The 22,005-nt window shown below is 68.0% G+C and carries 20 protein-coding genes and 5 pseudogenes; 7 read left to right on the top strand and 18 right to left on the bottom strand.

The features are described from left to right. Nucleotides 1-31 precede the first annotated feature (31 nt). Nucleotides 32-2,161: a ComEC/Rec2 family competence protein gene (locus PIB19_RS06225; RefSeq protein WP_271240107.1), complete on the top strand. Its 2,130-nt coding sequence runs from the start codon at nt 32-34 to the stop codon at nt 2,159-2,161. 258 nt (nt 2,162-2,419) lie between these two features. Here the strand turns inward: PIB19_RS06225 and PIB19_RS06220 are convergent, their stop codons facing one another. The 11 genes and pseudogenes from PIB19_RS06220 to PIB19_RS23515 form a co-directional block, all read right to left on the bottom strand. Continuing rightward, a complete protein-coding gene (locus tag PIB19_RS06220; protein ID WP_271240106.1) occupies nt 2,420-2,863 on the bottom strand; it encodes a hypothetical protein in 444 nt (147 codons plus the stop codon). Between the two features lie 95 nt (nt 2,864-2,958). Continuing rightward, on the bottom strand, nt 2,959-4,032 hold the full coding sequence (locus PIB19_RS06215; protein ID WP_271240105.1) for a helix-turn-helix transcriptional regulator: 1,074 nt from the start codon (nt 4,030-4,032) through the stop codon (nt 2,959-2,961). Between the two features lie 127 nt (nt 4,033-4,159). Beyond that, entirely contained in the window at nt 4,160-4,837 is a 678-nt protein-coding gene (gene lexA, locus PIB19_RS06210; RefSeq protein ID WP_271240104.1) for a transcriptional repressor LexA, read from the bottom strand. A 56-nt stretch (nt 4,838-4,893) separates the two neighbouring features. After that, the gene (locus tag PIB19_RS06205; protein WP_271240103.1) at nt 4,894-6,105 is read right to left on the bottom strand and encodes a molybdopterin molybdotransferase MoeA; all 1,212 of its coding nucleotides are present in this window, start codon (nt 6,103-6,105) and stop codon (nt 4,894-4,896) included. Next, complete coding sequence (locus PIB19_RS06200) at nt 6,102-6,455, bottom strand: hypothetical protein (protein ID WP_271240102.1); 354 nt, start codon at nt 6,453-6,455, stop codon at nt 6,102-6,104. The genes PIB19_RS06205 and PIB19_RS06200 overlap by 4 nt, the downstream gene beginning before the upstream one ends. Before the next feature lie 75 nt (nt 6,456-6,530). Next, nucleotides 6,531-7,484 carry a PilZ domain-containing protein gene (locus PIB19_RS06195; RefSeq protein ID WP_271240101.1) on the bottom strand — a complete coding sequence of 318 codons (954 nt, stop codon included), beginning with the start codon at nt 7,482-7,484 and terminating at the stop codon, nt 6,531-6,533. 81 nt (nt 7,485-7,565) lie between these two features. Continuing rightward, nucleotides 7,566-8,048 (bottom strand): cyclic pyranopterin monophosphate synthase MoaC, encoded by a 483-nt coding sequence (gene moaC / locus PIB19_RS06190; protein WP_271240100.1) that lies wholly within the window; start codon nt 8,046-8,048, stop codon nt 7,566-7,568. Further along, nucleotides 8,045-8,814, bottom strand: a pseudogene (gene trpC, locus PIB19_RS06185) (indole-3-glycerol phosphate synthase TrpC). The gene moaC and the pseudogene trpC overlap by 4 nt, the downstream one beginning before the upstream one ends. Continuing rightward, nucleotides 8,811-9,804, bottom strand: a pseudogene (gene trpD / locus PIB19_RS06180) (anthranilate phosphoribosyltransferase). The pseudogenes trpC and trpD overlap by 4 nt, the downstream one beginning before the upstream one ends. Nucleotides 9,805-9,903: 99 nt before the next feature. Then, the gene (locus tag PIB19_RS06175) at nt 9,904-10,422 is read right to left on the bottom strand and encodes a LysR substrate-binding domain-containing protein (RefSeq protein WP_271240098.1); all 519 of its coding nucleotides are present in this window, start codon (nt 10,420-10,422) and stop codon (nt 9,904-9,906) included. A 181-nt stretch (nt 10,423-10,603) separates the two neighbouring features. Beyond that, nucleotides 10,604-10,732 (bottom strand): annotated as a pseudogene (locus PIB19_RS23515) (helix-turn-helix domain-containing protein); the annotation flags it as partial. Nucleotides 10,733-10,830: 98 nt separating this feature from the next. On the opposite strand from PIB19_RS23515, the gene PIB19_RS06170 reads away from it, so the two are divergent. After that, nucleotides 10,831-11,475: an FMN-dependent NADH-azoreductase gene (locus PIB19_RS06170; RefSeq protein ID WP_271240097.1), complete on the top strand. Its 645-nt coding sequence runs from the start codon at nt 10,831-10,833 to the stop codon at nt 11,473-11,475. After that, nucleotides 11,472-11,798 carry a DMT family transporter gene (locus PIB19_RS06165; RefSeq protein WP_271240096.1) on the top strand — a complete coding sequence of 109 codons (327 nt, stop codon included), beginning with the start codon at nt 11,472-11,474 and terminating at the stop codon, nt 11,796-11,798. The genes PIB19_RS06170 and PIB19_RS06165 overlap by 4 nt, the downstream gene beginning before the upstream one ends. Nucleotides 11,799-11,951: 153 nt before the next feature. Here PIB19_RS06165 and PIB19_RS06160 read toward each other — a convergent pair. From PIB19_RS06160 to PIB19_RS06150, 3 genes and pseudogenes are all read right to left on the bottom strand, one after another. Then, nucleotides 11,952-12,254 (bottom strand): annotated as a pseudogene (locus PIB19_RS06160) (VOC family protein); the annotation flags it as partial. Nucleotides 12,255-12,279: 25 nt separating this feature from the next. Further along, on the bottom strand, nt 12,280-13,110 hold the full coding sequence (locus PIB19_RS06155) for a MipA/OmpV family protein (RefSeq protein ID WP_271240095.1): 831 nt from the start codon (nt 13,108-13,110) through the stop codon (nt 12,280-12,282). 56 nt (nt 13,111-13,166) lie between these two features. Then, nucleotides 13,167-14,108, bottom strand: coding sequence for an SPOR domain-containing protein (locus tag PIB19_RS06150; RefSeq protein WP_271240094.1), 942 nt, complete (start codon nt 14,106-14,108; stop codon nt 13,167-13,169). Nucleotides 14,109-14,283: 175 nt separating this feature from the next. Between PIB19_RS06150 and PIB19_RS06145 the strand changes: the two genes are divergently transcribed. The 4 genes from PIB19_RS06145 to PIB19_RS06130 all read left to right on the top strand — a co-directional run bounded on the left by PIB19_RS06145 (nt 14,284) and on the right by PIB19_RS06130 (nt 17,789). Continuing rightward, a complete protein-coding gene (locus PIB19_RS06145; RefSeq protein ID WP_271240093.1) occupies nt 14,284-14,997 on the top strand; it encodes a ParA family protein in 714 nt (237 codons plus the stop codon). Between the two features lie 10 nt (nt 14,998-15,007). After that, nucleotides 15,008-15,640, top strand: coding sequence for a hypothetical protein (locus PIB19_RS06140; RefSeq protein WP_336297267.1), 633 nt, complete (start codon nt 15,008-15,010; stop codon nt 15,638-15,640). Between the two features lie 11 nt (nt 15,641-15,651). Further along, nucleotides 15,652-17,031 (top strand): SPOR domain-containing protein, encoded by a 1,380-nt coding sequence (locus PIB19_RS06135; protein WP_271240092.1) that lies wholly within the window; start codon nt 15,652-15,654, stop codon nt 17,029-17,031. 227 nt (nt 17,032-17,258) lie between these two features. Beyond that, nucleotides 17,259-17,789 (top strand): hypothetical protein, encoded by a 531-nt coding sequence (locus PIB19_RS06130; protein ID WP_271240091.1) that lies wholly within the window; start codon nt 17,259-17,261, stop codon nt 17,787-17,789. 156 nt (nt 17,790-17,945) lie between these two features. On the opposite strand, the gene PIB19_RS06125 is transcribed toward PIB19_RS06130, so the two are convergent. From PIB19_RS06125 to PIB19_RS06110, 4 genes and pseudogenes are all read right to left on the bottom strand, one after another. Next, nucleotides 17,946-19,166, bottom strand: a complete 1,221-nt coding sequence (locus PIB19_RS06125; RefSeq protein WP_271240090.1) for a dihydroorotase — start codon at nt 19,164-19,166, stop codon at nt 17,946-17,948. Next, the gene (locus tag PIB19_RS06120) at nt 19,163-20,152 is read right to left on the bottom strand and encodes an aspartate carbamoyltransferase catalytic subunit (protein ID WP_056614012.1); all 990 of its coding nucleotides are present in this window, start codon (nt 20,150-20,152) and stop codon (nt 19,163-19,165) included. Before PIB19_RS06120 ends, PIB19_RS06125 begins: the two co-directional genes overlap by 4 nt. Before the next feature lie 143 nt (nt 20,153-20,295). Then, on the bottom strand, nt 20,296-20,760 hold the full coding sequence (ruvX, locus tag PIB19_RS06115; protein WP_271240089.1) for a Holliday junction resolvase RuvX: 465 nt from the start codon (nt 20,758-20,760) through the stop codon (nt 20,296-20,298). A gap of 109 nt (nt 20,761-20,869) precedes the next feature. Further along, a pseudogene (locus tag PIB19_RS06110) lies at nt 20,870-21,972 on the bottom strand (DUF3089 domain-containing protein). Nucleotides 21,973-22,005: the final 33 nt, after the last annotated feature.

Below are 22,005 nucleotides of genomic sequence, written 5' to 3'. Positions count from 1 at the left end.
GGCCCCTAGCACGGGGTTGCCCGCCCTTCAAATGGGGGCGAGGGCGGCGCTTCGCCATGGCGCTGCCCGCATCGAGCGTTGGCTGGAGATCGAGCGTGAGCAGCTCGTGCTCTGGCTGCCGGTGATGCTGGGGGCGGGGATCACCGCCTGGTTCGTGCTTCCCGACACCGCCCGCTGGATCGGTTTCATCCTGGGCAGCCTGGCGCTGGCGCTCGCGGCGATAGTGTTGCCGGGTGGGGGCAGGGCGCCGCGGGCGATCGCGATCGCCGGGCTCGCGCTGGCGGCCGGCTGTGTGCTGATCTGGTGGCGGGCAGAGCGCGTCGCGGCACCGGTGCTGGCGCGGCCCGCACTGGCGGTGTTCGCGGGACGTGTCGAGCGGGTCGAGCAATTGCCCGCGCGCGACGTGGTCAGGGTGACGCTCTCGCCGATCGGGCATGCCGATCTGCCGCCCAGGGTCCGCGTCAATCTCGCCACGGCCGACGCGCCGGCGAGTCTCACGCGGGGTGCGGTCATCAAATTACGGGCGCGGCTGATGCCGCCGCCGACCGCGGCGGTGCCGGGAGCCTATGATTTCGCACGCGTCGCCTGGTTCAGCGGGCTGGGCGCCACAGGGAAGGGGTTTGCGCCCGTCGAGGTGGTGACGCCTGGCGTCGCGCCAGGCGCCGATCTGCGCGCGCGGCTATCGGGCCACATCCAGTCGCGTATTGCCGGGAGCGGAGGCGGGATCGCGAGCGCGCTGGCGACCGGGGACCAGGGCGCGATTGCGGAAGAGGATTCGGAGGCGATGCGGCGCTCGGGGCTCGCACACCTGCTTTCGGTGAGCGGACTGCACGTCACTGCGGTCACCGCCGCGGCGATGCTGCTGGTCCTCCGGCTGCTGGCGCTCAGCCCGACCCTCGCGCTGCGCTGGCGGTTGCCGCTGGTCGCGGCGGGGGCGGGAGCGCTGGCAGCGGTCGGCTATACCCTGCTCACCGGCGCCGAGGTGCCGACGATCCGGTCATGCGTGGCGGCGTTGCTGGTGCTGCTCGCCTTGAGCCTGGGACGTGAGGCGATCACGCTGCGGCTGGTGGCGGCCGGTGCGTTCATCGTGTTGCTGCTATGGCCTGAGTCGCTCGCCGGGCCCAGCTTCCAGCTCAGCTTCGCGGCGGTGACTGCGATCGTCGCGCTCCACGAAAGCCCGCGGGTGCGCGGCTGGTTCCGGCGGCGCGAGGAAGGAAGGGGACGGCGGTTGCTGCGCGGGCTCGGCTCGCTGCTGCTTACCGGCGTCGCCGTCGAGCTCGCGCTGATGCCGATCGGCCTGTTCCATTTCCACAAAGCGGGCATCTATGGCGCGCTCGCCAATATCGTCGCGATCCCGCTGACCACCTTCGTGATCATGCCGCTCGAGGCGCTGGCGCTGGCGCTCGACATGGCGGGGATCGGCGCGCCCGTCTGGTGGCTCACCGCGCGGGCGCTCGATCTGTTGCTGTGGCTGGCGCATGTCACTGCGTCGGCGCCCGGAGCGGTTGCCGCGCTGCCGGCGATGCCGGGCGGAGCCTATGCGCTGATCGTCGCGGGCGGCTTGTGGGTAGCCTTGTGGCGGACGCGGGTGCGCTGGGGAGGCCTGGCCCCATTCGCGGTCGGGCTGGGCTGGGCATTGCTGACGCCGGCGCCGGACCTGCTCGTCACAGGCGACGGCCGGCACCTGGCGATCCGGACGTCGGACGGTGCGATGGCGCTGCTGCGCGATCGTGCCGGCGATTACACGCGCTCGATGCTCGGCGAGAATAGCGGCGCGGAGGAAGAACTCGCCTTGCTCTCCGAAGCGCCCGACGCGCGATGCAGCCCCGATCTGTGCCTGGTCGAGGTGCGTTCGGGCGCGCGGCGCTGGCGCGTGCTCGCGACGCGGAGCGGCTATATGGTGCCGTGGGCCGAGATGATCGCCTTGTGCAAGGCGACGGACGTCGTGGTGAGCGACCGACGGCTGCCGCCCGGCTGCATACCGCGCTGGCTAAGGCTCGACCGCGATACACTGGCGAAGACCGGCGGAGTGGCGATCACCTTCGCCGACGCGAGAATACGCACGGTTCGCGGTGGGGGAACGCATCCCTGGCTGAACCCACTGACGGTGCAGCCGCCATTTGCGGCGCGCCCGGTAGGCGACCGGCGAGCGACTCGTTAAGCCGCGGCCCTGCGAAGGCGGTTGGGGCTTAAATTGACTCAGTTGGCGGAAACGCGCTGAGTCTCGCAACTTTCTTGCGTGCGTTTTCGAAGCTGCAGGGTGTCGACCAGGTCAAAGAGCGGCCGGGGTTCCGGCTTGCTGAGGCAAGCAGACGAAATCCTACATTGCAAGTGTGCGATCTGAACATGCCGGACCACTGGATTGCGAACGCGTTCAAGCGGCGGGGCAGCCTGATCGCTCGCGTCGAACCCGGCCCGTTCAGGACCGGTCGGATTCGAACTGCCGCCTGGTCTCGCTCTTGCTCTTGCTGGTGAGGATTACGCCTACGGCACCCAACACGATCATTCCCACGGCGAGCAGCGGCAGCTTGTCGTTCAGCACGCTGACTGCGATCCAGGCGATTGCGATGATGATCACCAGGACGAAGAGCCGGATGTTGTTGCCCGGATAGGCATAGATTTCGGTGCCGTCGCCCAGGCGGATGCCGTGGACGCCGCCATGGTCGATCGCCCTGAACAGATAGAAGCGGCCTTCGGCGCCGGGGACCAGGTGTTCACCGATCGCGCTCGCCGCCACGGGCCCCTTGATCTGTTCCATGCCTCCGTCGCGGCGAGCGATGGTGAGCACGCGATAACGGGCGAAGGGCTTGGTCCGGGTCTTGACCGCTTCGGTCACCGTCCCCTCGACAACGGATACGCTCATCCAGTCATGCTCCTGCGGCTTTGCCGATCCGGCATATCGTTACCCAAGGCGTCCCGCATCGGACGATCGTCCGATGCGGGTGGATCAAGCCTTGGTCAGGAATCGGATGGGTCGCGGCCGAGAATGAGGCGGACCAGCTCGCCTTGCCGCCTGACCCCCGTCTTGTCGAAGACGCGCGAAAGATGGGTTCGTGCCGTAGTATAAGAGATGCCGCGCCGTGCCGCCGCCGCGCGTTTGCCGTCCCCCTTGGCGATCTCGACTGCGAAGGCGGCCTCGGCGGGCGTGAGGCCGTAGTGCAGGCGCAGCCGGGCCGTGACCGCCTCGTCCGATCGGTCGGCTGCCTCGATCAGCAATGCCACCGGCACACCCGGCGAAACCAGCGGCACCGATCGCCGCAGCGGGATCACGCGGAGCTGGCGGGGCGCACCTTCGCAACGCAAATCGAGATCGGCGCCGCTATCGGCAGGCGCCTGGCGGGCGCACCGCGCGATCGCTGCGTCGAGCGCCGCCTGCTCGGTGCGCCCGGTCGCCGTCAATTGTCCGCCCGACAACGCGAGTCCGCCTCCTGGCTGGAACAGTGCCTCGGCCGCGCGATTGGCGAACAGCAGCCGCCGGTTTCCGTCCACCAGCAGGGCGCCGCTTGCCAGTCGGTCGAGGACGCGCGTCGAGACTTCGTCATCGAGCCGGCTCTCGGTCAGGCGCATATGGATCTGCATCGCACGGCGAAGATGCGGTGAAAGGAGTTTCAGGAGCCGGACCTGCTCCGCCGAATAGCGATCGTGCCCGGGCAGCACGATCATCGTCTGCCAGCCCTCCTCGTCCAACACCAGCCCGCCAAGCTTGGTGCGATATCCCTGCGGCAGCGACCACTCATTGTAATAGGCGCCGGTGTGAAGATCCGCTGCATCGCCGACCATCTCGTCGGTTACCACGCTGCCCACCCCGGACGCGGCAATGGCGTGCCATACCAGATCCTCGGCATGATAGTCCGCGTAACGACCGAGGAAGTCCGGGTCGGTGCGCGGCGCCTCCAGCCAGGCAATGCCCGTCGGGCTCATCGTGCCGAAAGCTGCGTCACGCGCGCCGAGCAGGTCGGCAAGCTGCTCCAGCAAGGCCGGCCACGCGGCGAAGTCGCACGCGGCGGCATAAATGCCGTCGATCACAGGCAAGATGGCCGCTTCGCTCGGGTTCGGCATGGACAGTATCGCTCCGGCTCACCGGCCCGTTACCGTAGCAGTAAATTCGTCCCCGCCCTATTGCGATCGCCAGCGTATGAAACCGAAGGCGGCTCGCGGATCAATAGCGCCGCAGCAGCCCCGCCAGCCGGCCCTGCACGCGCACCTGATCGGGGCGGTAACGCTGGGCGCTGTAATCGCGATTGGCTGGATCGAGGCGGATCATCGCGCCTTCCTTGCGGAAATATTTGAGCGTCGCCTCGGCATCGTCGATCAAGGCGACCACGATCTCGCCGTCGCGCGCGACTTCGGTACGGCGGATCAGCGCATAATCGCCGTCGAGAATGCCGGCCTCGACCATGGAATCGCCGGCGACCTCAAGCGCATAATGCTCGCCCGCGCCTAACAACGCGGCGGGGACGGGAAGCATCGTCGCGCCTTCGAGCGCCTCGATCGGGGTACCCGCGGCGATGCGACCGTGGAGCGGGATCTCGACCACGTCGTTGGCCGGCCTCGGCAAAGTTGCGGGAGTCGAGCTCGATTTGTCAACTTTGGCCGCGGCGGGCTTCTTGGTGTCGCCGCCGCGCTCGGGCATGCGGAGCACTTCGAGCGCACGGGCACGATTGGGGAGGCGACGGATGAACTCGCGTTCCTCGAGTGCGCTGATCAGGCGGTGCACTCCCGACTTGGATTTGAGGTCGAGCGCGTCCTTCATTTCCTCGAACGACGGCGAAACGCCGGTCTCGGCCAAACGATCGGCAATGAAGCAGATGAGCTCGTGCTGCTTGCGCGTGAGCATGCAATCCTCCTGTCCAGAACAGACTGGGAACGTTTACGCAATGTTCCGCAAGCTTGTCAAGCGATGTCGAGGATTTCCACCGAGTCGCCCGCCTTGGCCGCGGGGGCATGGGGTTCGCGGACGATCAGGCAGCCGGCGCGGGCGAGGGTGCCGAGCATCGAGCTGTCCTGGATCGTCGATGCGCGCGCCCGACCGCCGCTGATCTCGGCGCGCAGATAATCGGTGCGTTCGCCGTTCGCGGCGAGCGGTTCGCCGAGGATCGCAGTGCGGGTGACGGGCAGGGGATCGCGGGCTCCCGATAGGAAAGCGATGAGCGGGCGGACGAACAGCATGGCCGTGACGAAGGCCGAAACCGGGTTGCCGGGCAGGCCGAGGACCATCGCGCCGCGGAGCCTGCCGGCCATCATCGGCTTGCCCGGGCGAAGCGCGATCTTCCAGAAGTCGATCGTCGCGCCGGCGGCCTCGAGCGCGGGCCGGACGAGATCGTGATCGCCCACCGATGCGCCACCGCTGGTGACCAGCAGATCGGCGTCCAGGCTCCGGAACGCGGATTCGAGCGCATCGCGGCGATCGGGGAGGATGCCGAGGTCGACCAGCTCGACGGGGAGATCGGCGAGCTGGGCCGCGAGCATCAGCCGATTGGTCTCGGGAAGCTGCGCCTCGCCGACCGGAGTGCCGGGAGGCACGAGTTCGTCACCGGTCGCGGCGATCGCAACGCGGATTTTCCGGCGAACGTCGAGCGCCCCGTGCCCTGCGGTGCCGGTGAGGGCGAGCCGGGCCGGCGTGAGACGATCGCCGCTCCGAAGGAGGAGATTGCCCTCGGTGAAGTCGAGCCCGCGGCGGCGGACGTTGCGGGCCGGCGTGCCGGGGCCTTCGCCGGTGAGGATCAGCGCCGCACCGTCGCGCGCAGCCTCTTCCTGTACCATCACGGTGTCGGCGCCCGACGGCAGCGGCGCGCCGGTGAAGATGCGCACGGCTTCGCCGGGCTCGACGGCGCCGGCAAAGGCGCGGCCGGCGGCGCTCTCGCCGATCACCCGCCAAGGGCCGGGGAGGTCGGCGAAGCGGATCGCGTAACCGTCCATTGCCGAGAGATCGGCGCTCGGCTGTGTGCGCAGCGCGTGGACGTCGCTTGCCACCCAGCGGCCGGCGGCTGCGGCCAGGGGCACGCGCTCGATGGCGGCAGGAGAGGCCAGCGCGAATAGCCGCGACTGGGCTTCGGCGACGGGGAGGAGTGCGGGCGTGGTCAAAGCGTGTGCCGGGAAGTTCAAGTCGGCGCGGGGTCGGTGAGGAAGGGCATGATATCCACGCCGTCTCCGGGGAAGATCGCGAAATGCGGGTGGTTCTCGAACAGTCGGGCGGCAGCGTCGATGGTGTCGGCCTCGACGATGATGTAGCCGCAGAAAGGGTTCACGGCGTCGGCAATGCCGTCCTTGGTGACGCGCCGGGTCTTGCCGACCATGCCGCCGCGATCGGGGAAGGATGCGGCATTTCTCTCCTCCCAGTCCGCCCATTGCTGCAGGCCGGCAGCATCGACTGCGTCCTGCTCGCTCTTGGGCATGCTACGGAAGCGCGCCAGGTCTTCGGGCTTCATGGTGTAGACGGCAAGGAAGCGGGGCATCGGCAATCTTCATGATGGCGGAAGAGATGCCAGCCTAGATTCCGGAGTTACGGGTGTCGACTCCTCTAAATATCCTCAGCCCGGAGCTTTGCCGCCGGTGACGAGCGTCAGGTCGCGGGGGCGGAGCGGCAGGCGGAACTCGCACAGGATGCGGTTGTGCGCGACTTCGATCACGCTTGCCGGGCCGCCGCCGATCTCGGGGAGCGAGACCCAGAGCTGGGCGCCGGTCGCAAAAGCGGCGCGGGTCTCGAGCTCGACGAGATGCGCAGTGATGCCGCGGACGCGCGCATTCCACCAGCGCACCCCTTCGCGGATGCTGGCCGGCGCATCGAGCCGGATGGCGTGCTTGTCGGGGATCATTCCCTCGCCGGCGCCGTCGAGCGGGGCGCGCTCGCCGCCGGGATGCGCGCGCTGGAGGTGGCGGAACCACGGCATCAGCGTCTGCCAGCCAAGGCCCTCGTCGAACGCGATGCCGGCCTGGCCGTCCTGCGCCCAGCGGACGGTGCCGTCGAGCGGGCGAAGCGCATCGAAGGTAAGCTGCACCGGATCGCCGACGGCGAGTTCGAGCTTCGTGTCGATGCCGACCCCGCCCTGCGAGATGTTGCGCGTCCGCGCATGCTCGATCTTGCTGCCGCTGCGGATCGAGACGAGCTGGCGGATCTCGACGCGCGGCATGGCCCGGCGCTCGGCGGGAAGGCTGGCGAGCGTGCGCGCAAGAGTGCCGATGATGTCGACGGGCTCGTCGAAGACGAAACCGGCCTCGCCGTTGGCGCACCAGTCGATCTTGCCGGTAACCGACTGACCGCTCGCCATTTCGAGACGCATCGGCTCGTCCTGCGCGAGCTGGGCACCGAGCTGGAGCGTCGCACCCGCGGACGACAGCCGCTCGAGCGAGCAGGGGAAGCGTTCGCAATCGCTGACGAGGAACGCTGCGTCGAAGGCAGCCTGCGCGTCCGGCTCGCCGAGCACGGCGCGGGGCGGATCTGCGGAAAGCGAGAAGACGGTCGCGGACCTGAGGGCCTGAATCATTTCTGTTTTTCCACCCCGGTCCGTGGGGCGACATTGCTGAAACGGGTTGAAAGGGGGTTAAGAGACGCGGTTGTAGAATCCCTAATTGCGGTCGGCGGAGGCGGCCCAGTCGCCCGATTGGCCTCCGGTCTTCGAGAGCAGGCGGATGTCGCCGATCACCATCGCCTTATCGAGCGCCTTGGCCATGTCGTAGAGCGTGAGCAATGCGACGCTGGCGGCAGTGAGTGCTTCCATCTCGACGCCGGTCTTGCCCTCGGTCGCGGCAGTAGCGGTGACGGTGACGCCGGTCTCGTCGGGGGCGAGATCGACTGCGACACGCGTGAGCGGCAGCGGGTGGCAGAGCGGGATCAGCTCGGCGGTCTTCTTGGCGGCCATGATCCCGGCGATCCGCGCGGTGGCGAGGACGTCGCCTTTCTTCATGCTGCCCGCCCGGATCGCCGCGGCTGCTTCCGCGGACATGGTGATGCGGCCGGTGGCGACGGCTTCGCGCGCAGTGACGGGCTTGCCGGCGACGTCGACCATGCGTGCGGCGCCGGTTTCGTCGAGATGCGTGAGGTCGCTCATCCCACCAGCGCCCGCGTCGCGGCTTCCACGTCTTCCTGACGCATCAGCGATTCACCGATCAGGAAGCAGCGGATGTCGTGTTCGGCCATCGCATCGAGATCGCCACGGCTGGTGAGGCCGCTCTCGGCGACGAAGGTACAATCCTTCGGCGCGCGGCGAACGAGTTCATAGGTTTTCTGAAGATCGACTTCGAAAGTCTTCAGATTACGGTTGTTGACGCCGATCAACTGCGACTTGAGGCGGAGCGCGCGTTCGAGCTCGTCGGCATCGTGGACTTCGACCAGCACGTCCATGCCGAGCTCGATCGCCGCGGCCTCGATCTCGGCCATCGCGCCGTCGTCGAGCGCGGCGACGATGATCAGGATCGCGTCGGCGCCGATGCCGCGGGACTCCGCGACTTGCCAGGGATCGACCATGAAATCCTTGCGGATCACCGGCAGATCGCAGGCGGCGCGGGCGGCGATCAGATAGTCCTCATGGCCCTGGAAATATTCCTGGTCGGTGAGCACCGAGAGGCAGGCGGCGCCGCCGGCCTGATAGGCACGGGCGTGCGCCGGGGGATCGAAATCGGGGCGGATCAGGCCCTTGGAAGGGCTCGCCTTCTTGATCTCGGCGATCAGGCCATAGCCGCCGGCGGCGACCTTCGCGTCGAGCGCAGCCTTGAAGCCGCGCGGCGGCGAGGATCGACGTAAGCGATGGGCGCGACGCGGCGCGCGGCGACTTCGCTGCGCTTGGTTTCGAGGATCTTGTCGAGGATCGTGCTCATGCGAAGGCGATCCAGCAATCGAGCAGCGCATTGGCAAGCCCGCCGTCGATCGCCTCGGCGGCTTCTTCGACGCCGTCGACGAGATTGTCGGCGTGCCCGGCGACCATCAATGCGGCGGCGGCATTGAGCAGGACGGCGTCGCGATAGGCGCCGGTCTCGCCGAGCAGCAGCCGGCGCAGCGCGAGCGCGTTATATTCGGGATCGCCGCCGCGGATCGCCGCGAGCGGGTGGCGGGGAGCCCCGCATCCTCGGGCGTGATCCGCGTGGGCAGGTTCGCGCGGCCGACATTGACGACGATGCTCGCACCCGCCGTGGAAAGCTCGTCGAGGCTCTCCTCGCCCGAAATGACGGCGGCCGCCTCCGAACCCAACTGAGTGAGTGCCTCGGCATAGATCGGTGCGTAATCGGGGCGGGCGATGCCGATCAGCTGGCGGGTGACGTGCGCCGGATTGGCGAGCGGGCCCATCAGGTTGAAGATCGTGCGCCGGCCGATCCGGCGGCGCAGGGGCCGATCCGCGCCAGGGCCGGATGGTGATGCTGGGCGAAGAGGAAAGCGATGCCGAGCTCGTGCAGGCTCTCCTCGGCGCGCGCGGCGGCGCGATCGAGATTGAGGCCCAGTGCCTCGAGCGTGTCGGCGGCGCCCGCCTTGGACGAGGCGGCGCGATTGCCGTGCTTGGCGACGGGGACGCCGCACGCCGCGACCACGAGGCTGACCGCAGTCGATACGTTGAGCGTGTGGTGGCCGTCGCCGCCGGTGCCGCAGACGTCGATCGCGCCCTCGGGAGCGGTGATCGGGATCAGCCGGTCGCGCATCGCCCGTGCGGCCTCGGCGATTTCGATGCTGGTCTCGCCGCGAATGCTGAGCGCGATCAGGAAGGCTTCGATCGCCTGCTCGGGCACGTTCCCGTCGAGAATGTCGGCGAACGCCAGCGCGGCAGTTTCTCGCGACAGCGGCGAGACGGGATCGGGGAGGCGGGTGAAGGTCGTCACGCCGCCTCTATCCCGGCGGAGCGGCTGCGAGTCGAGCAAATCCTGCTGGCGCGCGGGCAAGCTGGGCTGCGCGGGATTGCGAGGAGGGGTCAGCCCGTCCTACAACGCCCGCTGGAGCGCCTGGCCGACTTCGCGCACGAAATAGCGCACGCGCGGCGTGGCGCGGTGGTCCGGATGAAACAGCATCCATATCGCGGATTCGAGCTCCGCGACCGGCGGCTTTATGGGAACCAGCGGGAAGCGCCGCGCGAGATAGTCCGGCAGCAGCGCCCAGCCAAGCCCGGCGGCGCAGGCCTCCGCTGCCGCCCACATGCTGTTCACGCGCAGCGCCGGGGCGTCGACATGGCGTGCCAGCCAGTGCCGGGAGCGGGCGTCCGACATGCTCTCGTCGAGCGCGATCCAGCGTTCGGGCGTCTTCGCCGTTGCCGCATATATCGCGAACTGGACCGGCGCGACACGGCGGCCGATCAGCGCCTCGGGTGGCGTGGCCGTGGGCCGGATCGCGACATCGGCATCGTGCCGCGCCATATCCGCCATCGCGTTCGACACGATGAGGTGGAGCTGCACCTCGGGATGCGCTGCCTGGAATGGCTGCATAGCTTCGGCCACGAGCGCCATGAGCGAGATCGGTCGTCGTGATCGAAAGGCCGCCGACCAGCCGTCCGCGATCGGCCGCGAGGCGCCGCTGGAGCACGCCCAGCCTATCCGACACGTCTGTAGCAGCAGCGATCAATTCGGCACCCGCAGGCGTCGGATGGAAGTCGCCGTCGACCCGTTCGAACAGGGGTAGCCCCAGCCGTTGTTCCAGCGCCTGCAGCCGCCGGTATATCGTGGCGACGTGCGTGCCGAGCAGGCGGGCGGCGTGCCGGACGCCCTTTTCCTGCGCCAGCGCGGCGACGAGACGCAGATCGTCGAGATCGGGATCCATGCTGTCGCACAGATGCGAATATCTCTCGCCGAAATGCAAGCAGCATTCGCAACCGTGCGCATTAGATACGACGCCATTACGGCAGGAGGATCAGGGTCATGGCGCGAAATCTGTTGCATATCGAGGCTTCGCCACGGGGCGTGGCATCGGTTTCGACCGTGCTCGCGGAGTATTTCGTCGACCGACTTCGCGACGCCGAGCCGGCGCTCCGGGTCGACCGGCTGCGCCTCTGGGAAGAGCCGCTTCCCGACCTCGACGGCGCATTGCTATCGGCCAAATATGCAGTGCTTGCCGGGCGCGATCTCGACAGTGGAGAGGCGCGTAGCTGGGAGAAGGTGAGGGGGCTGGTCGAGCGGGTTCGGGCAGCCGACAGCCTCGTTCTGTCGACGCCGATGTGGAATTTCGGCATTCCCTACAAGCTCAAGCATTGGATCGACCTGATAACCCAGCCGGGGCTGAGCTTCGCCTTCGACCCGCAGACCGGATACCGGCCCCTGCTGTCGTCGCGGCCGTTCACGATCGTGCTGGCGAGCGCCGGCGACTATTCGGAAGGCCCCAGCTGGGGCCGGCCGGACCTGGCGAGCGGGTATCTGCGCGAGGCGTTCCGGTTCATCGGGCTCGGCGATCCGGAAATCGTGCGTGCCGGCGCGACGGCGGGCGACCCGGGCCTCCGGGAACGGTCCGTGACCGCCGCGCGCGCTACGCTCGATGCGAGGGTCGGTGCGCATCGGACGGCGTCATGAGCCTCGGCGCGGCCTGGATCATGCTCGCGGTCTCGGGCGTGCTCGACGTGGCCTGGGCCTACGCGACCAAGCGATCGGAGGGGATGACGCAGCCCGGTTGGGCGATTCTCTCGCTGGTTCTGCTCGGCGCCTTCATCTTCCTGCTGTCGAGCGCGCTCCGCGTCCTGCCGCTGGGCACCGCTTATGTCGTCTGGACCGGCATCGGTGCGATAGGGTCGCTCGTCCTGGGCATGGTCCTGCTCGGCGAGCCGGTCATGGGCACGCGTATCCTGTTCGCGCTCGTCACGCTGGTCGGGATCGCCGGAATCAAGCTGACCAGTTGAGCGCGCCGTCGCTTCGGTCCCGAACCACGCCTCACCCCCGAACGTGATCTTCACCGATTCACTGCTGCGCGCATGGGCCCCGTGGAACACCGCCTCGATATTGTTGCCGTCGGGATCGAGGAGGAAGGCGGCATAATAGCCGGGGTGATAGGGGCGTTCGCCCGGTGGGCCGTTGTCGGTGCCGCCGGCGGCGAGGCCGGCGCGGTGGAACGCCTCGACCGTCGCATTGTCCTTCGCCTGGAAGGCGAGGTGGTGGCGGCCGGTGAGCTTGCCCTGCGCAGCCTCGCTGTCGGCGGACGAGACGAACAATTCGTCCGCCCAGAAATAATCGTCTGCGCTGCCGCCGATGGGGATGCCGAGCACGTCGAACACGGCTTCGTAGAAGCGCCGGCTGGCGGCGAGGTCGCGCACCACCAGCTGGACATGGTCGATCAGCCGGCCGCGGTGCAGTTCCATTGCTTCCATGACAGAACTCCTCGCCTCAACGCCGGATCCCCGTGTCGAAAGTGAAGGTCAGCGCCACGCCGCCCGAAAACTGGTTCCGCGAGCCGATCGTGCGGACGATCGGGGAATCGGCGGCATCGGCGATCAGGCGCTCATATTTGGCATAGCCGTACAGCCCCCAGTGCCGATCGAGCTGGTAGAGCGTCGTGGCAGCGGCGCCGACCGAATGCACGCCGCCGTCGGGCGCGTAGACGGGCAGGCCGGTCCGCGCGCTAACCGCGGGGGTCACGCCGAAATAAGCTTCCTGATATTTGCGATCGGCGAGAGAGAAGCGCGGCCCGACCGAGAACAGCCATTTGTCGCCGTCGCGTGCGACGTAATCGAGCATCACGTCGCTCACCAGGCCCTTATGGCCGGTCACGCCTTTCCGCAGCTCACCGCGCGCGCGGATCGAAGAGCCCAGCCAGACATCGACGAAGCCGCCCGCCTCGACGCTCGTTCCCACTTCGTCGATCGGCAGATCGGTCTCATTGCGCCGCCGGCTCCCCTCGAGCTGGACCACGGGGCCGAACGCGAACCCTGTGCTCTTGATCAGCGAGAAAGAGACGCCCTGATCCGCCGACTCATATTCGAACGGCTTGTCGCCGCGCGTGATCGAGACGTCGTAGAAGGGAAGCAGGAACATCTCGTCCGAGCCCGGGAAGCGCGGTCGCAGCTGCGGGCCCAGCGAGAGGCGGACCTTGATCGGCTCCTTGTCCACGCTGGTCTCCGGCGCGGACGCCGGTTCCTCTGGAGCATTCTGGGCGGTTGCGCCGGTGGCGAAGAGAAAAATGGGGGCGGCAGCTGTCGCCAGCAGGGCTTTGATCATAGGCGCGAAACGCGCCTCAGACGACTTTGTTGCGGGCGCGAAGCAATTCCCTCCACTCAGCGGGCGACCGGAACGCAGGGTTTGACGCTGCCACAGGCACCGGCGGCGGCCGCACGCGAGGCGAAGGGGCCGACGAGAAGCCTGGTGAGCGCGCCCGTCTTGACGAAGTAAGGCTGGCGGCCGGGGAAGCGTCCGCTCATTTGGCTCCACAGCTTTCGCGCATTGCCCGGATCGCCGAACGCGCCGAGCTGAACGCGCCAGCCGCCATCCTGCGCAGGCGCCGGCGTGGCGCGCACCGGAGCAGGGGTGGCGCGTGCCGGAGCAGGGGCGGGCGGCGTGGTGCGCGGCGCCGGACGCGTGACGGCGGGCGGGACGGGGCGATTATTCTCCGCGACCTCGACCGGCGGCAGCGGACGGCCACCCTTGTTGAATTCGTCTTCGTACTTGCGCGAGAGGGCGAGGCCCTGCTGGCGATCGCCCAGCGGCATATATTGGTCCATCTGCGCACGCGCCTTGACCGCGGCGTCGAGCCCGGTCGAGGAGGCGCGGACCATCAGCGCATAGGCGCGGACCCAGTCCTTCGCCACGCCGTCGCCATTGAACAGCATGATGCCGAGGATGTACTGCGCGCGCGCATCGCCGCGGCCGACAGCGCGCTGGAGCCAGGGGACCGCATCTGCGCGCTTGCCGTTCTCGAATAGAGCGAGGCCGTAATAGCCCTCGGCCTGTTCATGCCCCTGCAGCGCGGCCTTGCGATACCAGGCCTCGGCCGCCTTGAGATCGACTGCGACGCCGCGGCCGAGCTTATAGGCCTGGCCCATGTTGAACTGCGCGTCGGCATTGCCCTGGTCGGCAGCGGGGCGCCATTTCTCGACCGCGGTGCGATAATCACCGCGCTCATAGGCATCGACGCCGGCCCTGACCGGGTCTTCCTGCGCGCAGGCCGGTGCCACCAGCAGCAGGGCACCCGCGACGGCGGCCATCCACAGAGACTTCATTCCGAGCACGCTCCACCACCCCATGAAAAGAGATGAATGCCACTTAACTACCCACAGGCAAAGATATCCTTACCGGCCGGGAAACCAAGACCGTACCAAGGCGGAACGCGTTAACCGCTTCTTATTGACCGGCATGGCATCAGGTCCTCCGTAATACCGAGTTTCCGAGGGGTTCATGCGCGTTCTAGCGATGGCATCGCAGAAGGGTGGGTCTGGCAAGACCACGCTGTCCGGTCACCTTGCGGTGCAGGCACAGCTGGCTGGCCACGGGCCTGTCGTTCTCATCGATATCGACCCTCAGGGTTCGCTCTCCGATTGGTGGAACGAGCGCGACACGGAGTATCCGGCGTTCGCCCAGACCACGGTCGCGCGGCTCGCGGCGGATCTCGAGGTCCTGCGCCAGCAGGGTTTCCGCATGGCGGTGATCGACACGCCTCCCGCCATCACCATGGCGATCCAGAGCGTGATCCAGGTCGCCGAACTGATCGTCATCCCGACGCGTCCGTCCCCACACGATCTGCGTGCCGTCGGCGCCACGGTCGATCTGTGCGAACGCGCCGGCAAGCCGCTGATCTTCGTGGTCAACGGCGCGACGCCCAAGGCCCGGATCACTTCGGAAGCCGCGGTCGCATTGTCGCAGCACGGCACCGTCGCGCCGATCACGCTGCACCACCGCACCGATTTCGCGGCGTCGATGATCGACGGCCGCACCGTCATGGAAACCGATCCGCGCGGCAAGTCCGCCGGTGAGGTCGCCGGGCTCTGGGCCTATATCTTCGACCGGCTCGAGAAGAATTTCCGCCGCACCGTGTTCGCGCCGCCGGCGCAGCCGAGCCAGTTCGGTCAGGCGCCTCGCGCAGGTGGCTTCGGCCGCCGCGTGGTCGGCTGAGGAGGCGGCGATGATCGGCACCTCCAAACCCCTCGCTTCGCTCTCCTCCAGTCTCCTCGCCCGCAAGGGTCAGGCGCGTCCGGCAATGCGTCCGCAGGGCTTCCTGCAGATGAACACGGGACCGCAGGAAGATCTCGGCTGGAACGACATGGGCCACGACTTCCAGCAGGCGCCGGTGCAGATGCCCTATGTCGCCCCGGTCGACGAGGCGATCGAGGCACCCAAGCCCGCCGTGCTCCGCCAGCTCGAGGCGCTCGACGAGCAGCTCGCCGCGCCGGCCCATGCGCCTGAGCCGGAACCCGAATTCGCGCCCGCGGAATATGCCGTCGAGGCCGAAGTCGATTACGCGCCGCTGATGGTGCCCGCGCGCAAGATGAAGCGCGAGCCGGTGCTCAAGCATGTGCCGGAAGTTCCGGAAGGCACGCTCGCCCGGGTGGTGCGCGAAGTCGCTTCGAAAAAGGCCAAGGCCGCGTTCACGCTGCGTCTCGACCAGGAGCGCCATCTCAAGCTCCGCCTCGCTTCGGCGATCACCTGCCGCTCGGCGCAGCAGCTGGTGACGCAGGCGCTCGACCAGTTTCTCGAAACACTCGAGGGCATCGACACCCTTGCCGGCCAGATCGAACCCGCCACGAACCGTGGGTGAAGGACATGACCATGAACAGCCGTAAGATGATCAAGTTCGGCCTCTCGGCGCTCGTGCTGGGCGGCGTGGCGGTGACCGGTATCGCGACGCAGGGCTTCACCAGCTCGGCCTTCGCGACTTCGGGCGCCAACGCCAAAAAGGCGGAAGTGGAAGCCAAAGCGGCGGAGAAGGCGATTGCGAAGCGCAAGGGCGGCGACGCCGTGCAGCACGCCGAAGCCGCGGTCGCCAACGATCCGACCAACGCCGATTATCGCGCGCTGCTGGGCCAGGCCTATCTGCTCGCGGGCCGCTTCACTTCGGCTTCGCAGGCGCTCACCGACGCGCTGACGCTCGATCCGGCCGACGGCCGCGTCGCGCTCAACCTCGTCCTCGCCAAGATCGCGCAGGGCGACTGGCAGGGCGCGCGCACCACGCTGCAGGCCAGCGGCGACAAGATTCCCGCAAGCGACCGCGGGCTCGCTTTCGCGCTCGCCGGCGATCCGGTGACTGCGATCGACATCCTCGGCCCGGCGGCGCGCGAAGCGACCGCCACCGCCAAGACCCGCCAGAACCTCGCGCTCAGCCTCGCGCTCGCCGGCCGCTGGAAGCAGGCCAACGAGATCGCGGCGATGGACGTCGCTCCGGACAAGCTTCAGGAGCGGATGATGGAATGGGCGCGCTTCTCGCGGCCGACCAACGCCTATGACCAGGTCGCGTCGCTGCTGAACGTGGTGCCGGTGCAGGACGGCGGCCAGCCGGTTGCGCTCGCGCTTTCGCAGCAGCCAAATGTCGCCGTGGCGGCAGTCGCTCCGGCCGATCCGGTCGATGCCTATATGCCCGGCGTGCCGCAGGGCGCGGAGCAGGCCGTCGCCGAAGCGCCTGTCGAAGTCGCCGCCGCACCTGCACCCGCGCCCGCGCCGGAAGTGCAGCCCGAACCGCAACAGGTCGCCGGCACCGGTCCGCAGGTCGTGTTCGGCCCGCGCGCCGAAGTGGTCCAGCAGATCCGCGTCGCAGAGCGGGCGCCCGCGCCCGTCGCCGCCAAGGCGCCGGTTCGCGTCGCCAAAGCTTCGGCTCCCGCCGCGTCGCCTGTCGCCGCCGTGAAGGCCAAGCCCGGCAATTACTATGTCCAGCTCGGCGCCTATGCGAACGCCGAAGTCGCCCGCGACGGCTGGGCGCGGCATGCCAGCCGTGTTCCCGCGCTCCGCGGCGAAACCCCGCAGGGCGTCAAGTTCTCGACCGCGGCGGGTAATTTCTATCGCCTGTCGGTCGGCGGCTTCGACCGCGCAGGTGCCGCCTCGCTCTGCAGTCAGGTACGCGCCAGCGGCAGTTCCTGCTTCGTCCGCGTCGGCGCCGGCGACAGCCTTGCCGCCTGGGTCAAGGGCAACGGACGCGCGCAAGTCGCCGCCCGCTGAGCCGAACCAGTTTCGTCACGAAAAGGCCGGGGCTCACGCTCCGGCCTTTTTCGTTTGTGGAGATCTTCAATCCTCCCCTGCTAAGCGGGGGAGGATTGGGCGCCATTGGCCGGCTTGCATCGCGAAAAACGGTGAGACATTCTGCAAGCGGTCCAGCAAGCGGAACAATCCATGGTGCGACAACTTCTCCGGCGGCGGATCAAGGCTGTCGATTGCCACCCGTCCAGATGCTGCCCATCGACTTGATACGCCGCACAGCGATTTTATCGGCCCTGATGCTGTGTGCCGGGTGCGATCCGGATCGTCCCGCTCCGCCGATGCTCTCGTTCGGCGGTCTTCCCGTCAGCGGCAGCATGGCCGATGCGCAGCGCAACGGCTTTGACGCCTGCTTCAATCCCGATGCCATCCGCGTGCGTTGCCGCCGGCATGCAGTGATGCTGTTGGGTCAGGGCCCCTATGAAGCCGCAGTCGATCTGGCCGGCGGGCGCGGGGGCGGCGGCTTTTACGAGCTGACCCTGTGGCACGACAGGGATCAGTATGCGGTCTACAAAATCCGGGATGCGCTGAAGAACAAGGGCTGGCGATATTGTTATACCGGTACTGATCACAGGGGAGATCAGGTAATCTTCACCCGGCAAGGTGTCCCCGTCAGGATTTCCATGGACCTGAGCTATTGGGGCAAGCGCCGACTGAGAGTGATTCCGGAATGGAATAAGCGTGAACCCGGCTGCAAACCGAAATACGATCTGATTACGTGATCTGATTTGATCACGACCAAATTTGAACTAGGCGCGTGTCGCCCAGAACACGACGGCGACGACGATCAGAATGAAGCCGGCGAGCAGTGCCAGCTGCACCTTCCAGGGCAGGAAGTCGAACAGCGTATCGAAGATGAGCCCCCGCATTCGCGTCTCCTATTCGACCAGCGTGCCGCCCTTGAACAGGCTCAGCACCTTGCCCTGGACCGGCAGGCGATCGAACGGAGTGTTGCCGGCGCGGGCGACCATGCGTTCGGCTTCGATCTGCCACGGCGTGCCGGGATCGAGGACGATGAGGTCGGCGGGGGTGCCGGGCTCGAGCGTGCCGGTCTTCAGGCCGAGGATCTTCGCGGGATTCGCGGCGAGCAATGCGAACAGGCGCTCGATCGGGATCAGCCCGTCGCGGACCAGCCCCAGCGACAATGCGAGCAGGGTTTCCGCGCCCGACATGCCGGGCTCGGCGTCGACGAAGGGCAGGCGCTTGGCCTCGGGGCCGCGGGGATCGTGGCCCGATGCGATCACGTCGATCGTGCCGTCCTTGACCGCCGCCAGCGCCGCCTGACGGTCGCTTTCGTCGCGCAATGGGGGCGAGAGCCGGGCGAAGGTGCGGAAGTCGCTCATCGCGATGTCCGAGAGCAGGAGATGCGCAGGCGTGATCCCGCAGGTGACGCGCACGCCGCGGCGCTTGGCGGTGCGGATCAGGTCGAAGGCGGCGGCGGTGGTGACCTGGCGGAAATGAATGCGCGCCTGCGTTTCCTCGGCAAGCATCAGGTCGCGCGCCACTGCGAGCGCCTCGGCGATGGCGGGGGCGGCGGGGAGGCCGTGGCGCGTGGCGGTCTCGCCCTCGGTCGCGACGGTGCCGTCGGTGAGGCCGCCATCCTCGGCATGCGCGACCACCACCACGCCGATGTCGCGGGCATAAGCGAGCACCTTGCGCATCGTCGCCGCCGAGGCGATCCAGCCGCGCCCGGTGGCGACGGCGCGGGCACCGGCCGAGGCGTTGATCGCCATCTCGCCGAGATCATGGCCTTCGAGAGCGCGGGTCGCCGCGGCGAGCGGGTGGACCCAGAGCGCGGGTTTGCCCGAGAGCGCGGCGCGGCGGATGATGCCGGGATCGTCGAGCACCGGCGACTGATCGGGCATCAGCCCGACGCGGGCGATGCCGCCGGCGCGGCAGGCGGCCTGATCGACCGCGAATACGCCGAGATCGATCAGCGCGGGGGCGAGCGTCTTGCCGGCGAGGTCGACCCGTTCGGCATCCGCGGGCACATCGAAGTTGCCGACCGCGACGATCGCGTCACCTTCGACGAGAAGATCGCCACGGGAGACACCGCCAATCGGGCAGACGAGTTGTGCGTTTTGGAAGACGGTCTTCATGCCCAGCCCTCCACGCCGCGCTCGCTGCGGGTGAGCACGTCGAGGCAGGCCATGCGCACCGCCACGCCCATCTCGACCTGTTCGGTGATCGCGCTGCGGGTCGGGTGATCGGCGACCGAGGATTCGATCTCGACACCGCGGTTCATCGGGCCCGGATGCATCACCAAAGCATCAGGCTTGGCGCGGGCCAGCCGCTCGGGCGTGAGGCCGTAGCGCATGTGGAATTCGCGGGTGGAGGGGATGTAGCCGCCGGCCATCCGTTCGTTCTGGACGCGGAGCATCATCACCACGTCGGCGCCTTCCAGCGCGGCGTCGAAATCGGTGAAGGGCTGGACGTACATCCGCTCGATCGCCGCCGGCATCAGCGTCGAGGGAGCGACGACCCGGACCTCGGCGGCCAATGCGGTCAGCGCCAGCATGTTCGAGCGCGCGACCCGGCTGTGGAGGATGTCGCCGCAGATCACCACGCGCTGGCCGGCGACGCTGCCGCGGCGGCGGCGGATGGTGAGTGCGTCGAGCAGCGCCTGGGTGGGGTGTTCGTGCCAGCCGTCGCCGGCATTGAGCACCGGGCAATCGACCTTCTCGGCGATCAGATCGACTGCGCCCGAGCTCATGTGGCGGATGACGATCACATCGGCGCGCATCGCGTTCAATGTCACCGCGGTGTCGATCAGCGTCTCGCCCTTCTTCACGCTCGACTGCGCAGCGTGCATGTTGACGACATCGGCGCCGAGCCGCTTTCCGGCGATCTCGAACGAGAGCAGGGTCCGCGTCGAATTCTCGAAAAAGGCATTGATCTGGGTGAGGCCTTCGAGGCGCTTGTCGCTCTTGGCGCGGGTGCGGTTCGCCTCGACCCATTGCTCGGCCTCGTCGAGCAGGAAGACGATCTCGTGGGGCTGGAGTCCCGCGATGCCGGTCAGATGCCGGTGCGGGAAGGCGGCGCGGCCGGGAAGCTGCGCCGCGGGGCTGTGATCGGAAGCTTGCATTAAAAGGGCGGGTTAGCCGGGGACCGCACCACGGGCAAGCCGTCTTGAACCAGTCGGAACGTTTCCCGTCTGAAACAATCAGGGAGCGGAGGTCAGCGTGCGGTATATTATGACGCCGGATGGAAATTTGCGGGTAGCGGCGACTAAGCCACGTTCACCAGCGCGTCGATCGCGGCCTGAAGGATATGCGCTGCTGCCATGTTGTCGATCATCTCGGCGCGGCGGGCGCGGCTGAAATCCTGCTCGATCAGCGTGCGCTCCACAGCGACGGTCGACCAGCGCTCGTCCCAGAGCAGGATGGGGAGGGCCATGTCGTCGAGATTGCGCGCGAAGGCGCGGGTGGATTGGGTGCGGGGACTGTCGGTGCCGTCGAGGTTGAGCGGCAAGCCGATGACGAGGCCCTTGACCTGCTGTTGCGCGATCAGTCCGGCAAGCGCGGCCTTGTCCTTGGTGAATTTGGTGCGGCGGATCAGTGAAGCGGGGCTGGCGAAACTCCAGCCGGCGTCGCAGAGCGCAGTGCCGATCGTCTTGGTGCCGACATCGAGCCCGAGCAGGCGCCCGCCGGCGGGCAGCGCGGCGCGGAATTCGGCGGAGGCAGTGGTGATCACGCGGGCTCCTCTAGCGTTTCCGTCATCCCGGCGAAAGCCGGGACCCAGAGCCAAGCAGGACCGGCGGGAATGAGAAACTCTGGGCCCCGGCGTTCGCCGGGGTGACGGATCAGGACTTGTACGCCGCCAGCCGGCGCTCGGCATCCTGGCGCACGTTCGCCCAGAACAGGCTGTAGTCGAACACGTGGTAATTGTTGCCGGGCAGGACGTACTGGCCGAAATCGGGGGCGTGCGGCCGATCGTGACGAAGCCGCGGCCGTCGCAGCGCGCGGGGACCCGCCCGGTGACGAGCTTCGCCGACTGAAAGTTCATGTCGGGGATCAGCGTGCCGAGATTGGCCTCCGCCGGGGCGGAACCGCCGGGCTTGCCGGTGAGCGGGTTGGTGCAGATCATCGGCGTTCCCGCGCGGGGCTTGCCAGTGAAGCCGGTGGTCGCGTCGAACGTGTCGAGGATCAATGAGGGATCAGCGGGCTCGGAGAAGCTCTGCCACGAGAGAATGCAGCCCGCCTCGTCGGGACGCGAGCAGGCGGGCAGCCCCATCTTGGGCAGGTCCGCGGTGATCGAGACCGGCCAGCCGACGACATAGGCCGCAATCACGCGCTTCGCGAGCGGCGTGCCGGCGACGCGATCGACGAGCAGGCGCGAGAGATGGAGCGCGCCCTGGCTGTGGCCGGCGAGGAGGATCGGGCGGTCGCCGGCTTCCTTCACGAACTCGTCGAACGCGGCGAGGACGTCGCGATAGGCGAAGTCGAGCGCCTGCTGCGCGGCCGCCTTGTTGGTGAGGAAGGCGCCGAAGGTCGCCTGGCGATAGCGCGGCGCCCAGATTGCGCCGACCGAATTGAACGCGCTCGCCTGGCCGCGCAGGAACAAGGCTGCACGGCTGTTGGCATCGGCATTGTCGAGCGGGGCGTTCCACGTCGCGGTGTCGAGGAACGAAGTCGGGTGGACGAAGAACACCGCCGCTTCGGGCTTCTCCGCGGGCTTGAAGCCCTCGGGTGTCCAGAGCGCGGGATTACCCGGCTTGTCGGGGCGGGCGATCCACATGTCGGCACGGGCATAAGCGGCGCGATCGGGCGGCGGCAGCGCAACGGCTTGGCCCGATGGCACCATGAACTGGCGCATCAGCTGAACGCCGTAGAAGCGATAGGCAAAGGCGGCGGCGAGCGCGAGCACGATCAGGACTGCGACGACATACAGGAACTTCCGGGCCAAAACGCACTCTCCATTGTGCGGTGCAACATAAAC

The organism is Sphingomonas sp. 7/4-4 (assembly GCF_027941955.1).
Taxonomy (GTDB): Bacteria; Pseudomonadota; Alphaproteobacteria; order Sphingomonadales; family Sphingomonadaceae; genus Sphingomonas.
Note: the sequence above shows the minus strand (reverse complement) of the source record. Positions and strands in the feature narration are given on the sequence as shown.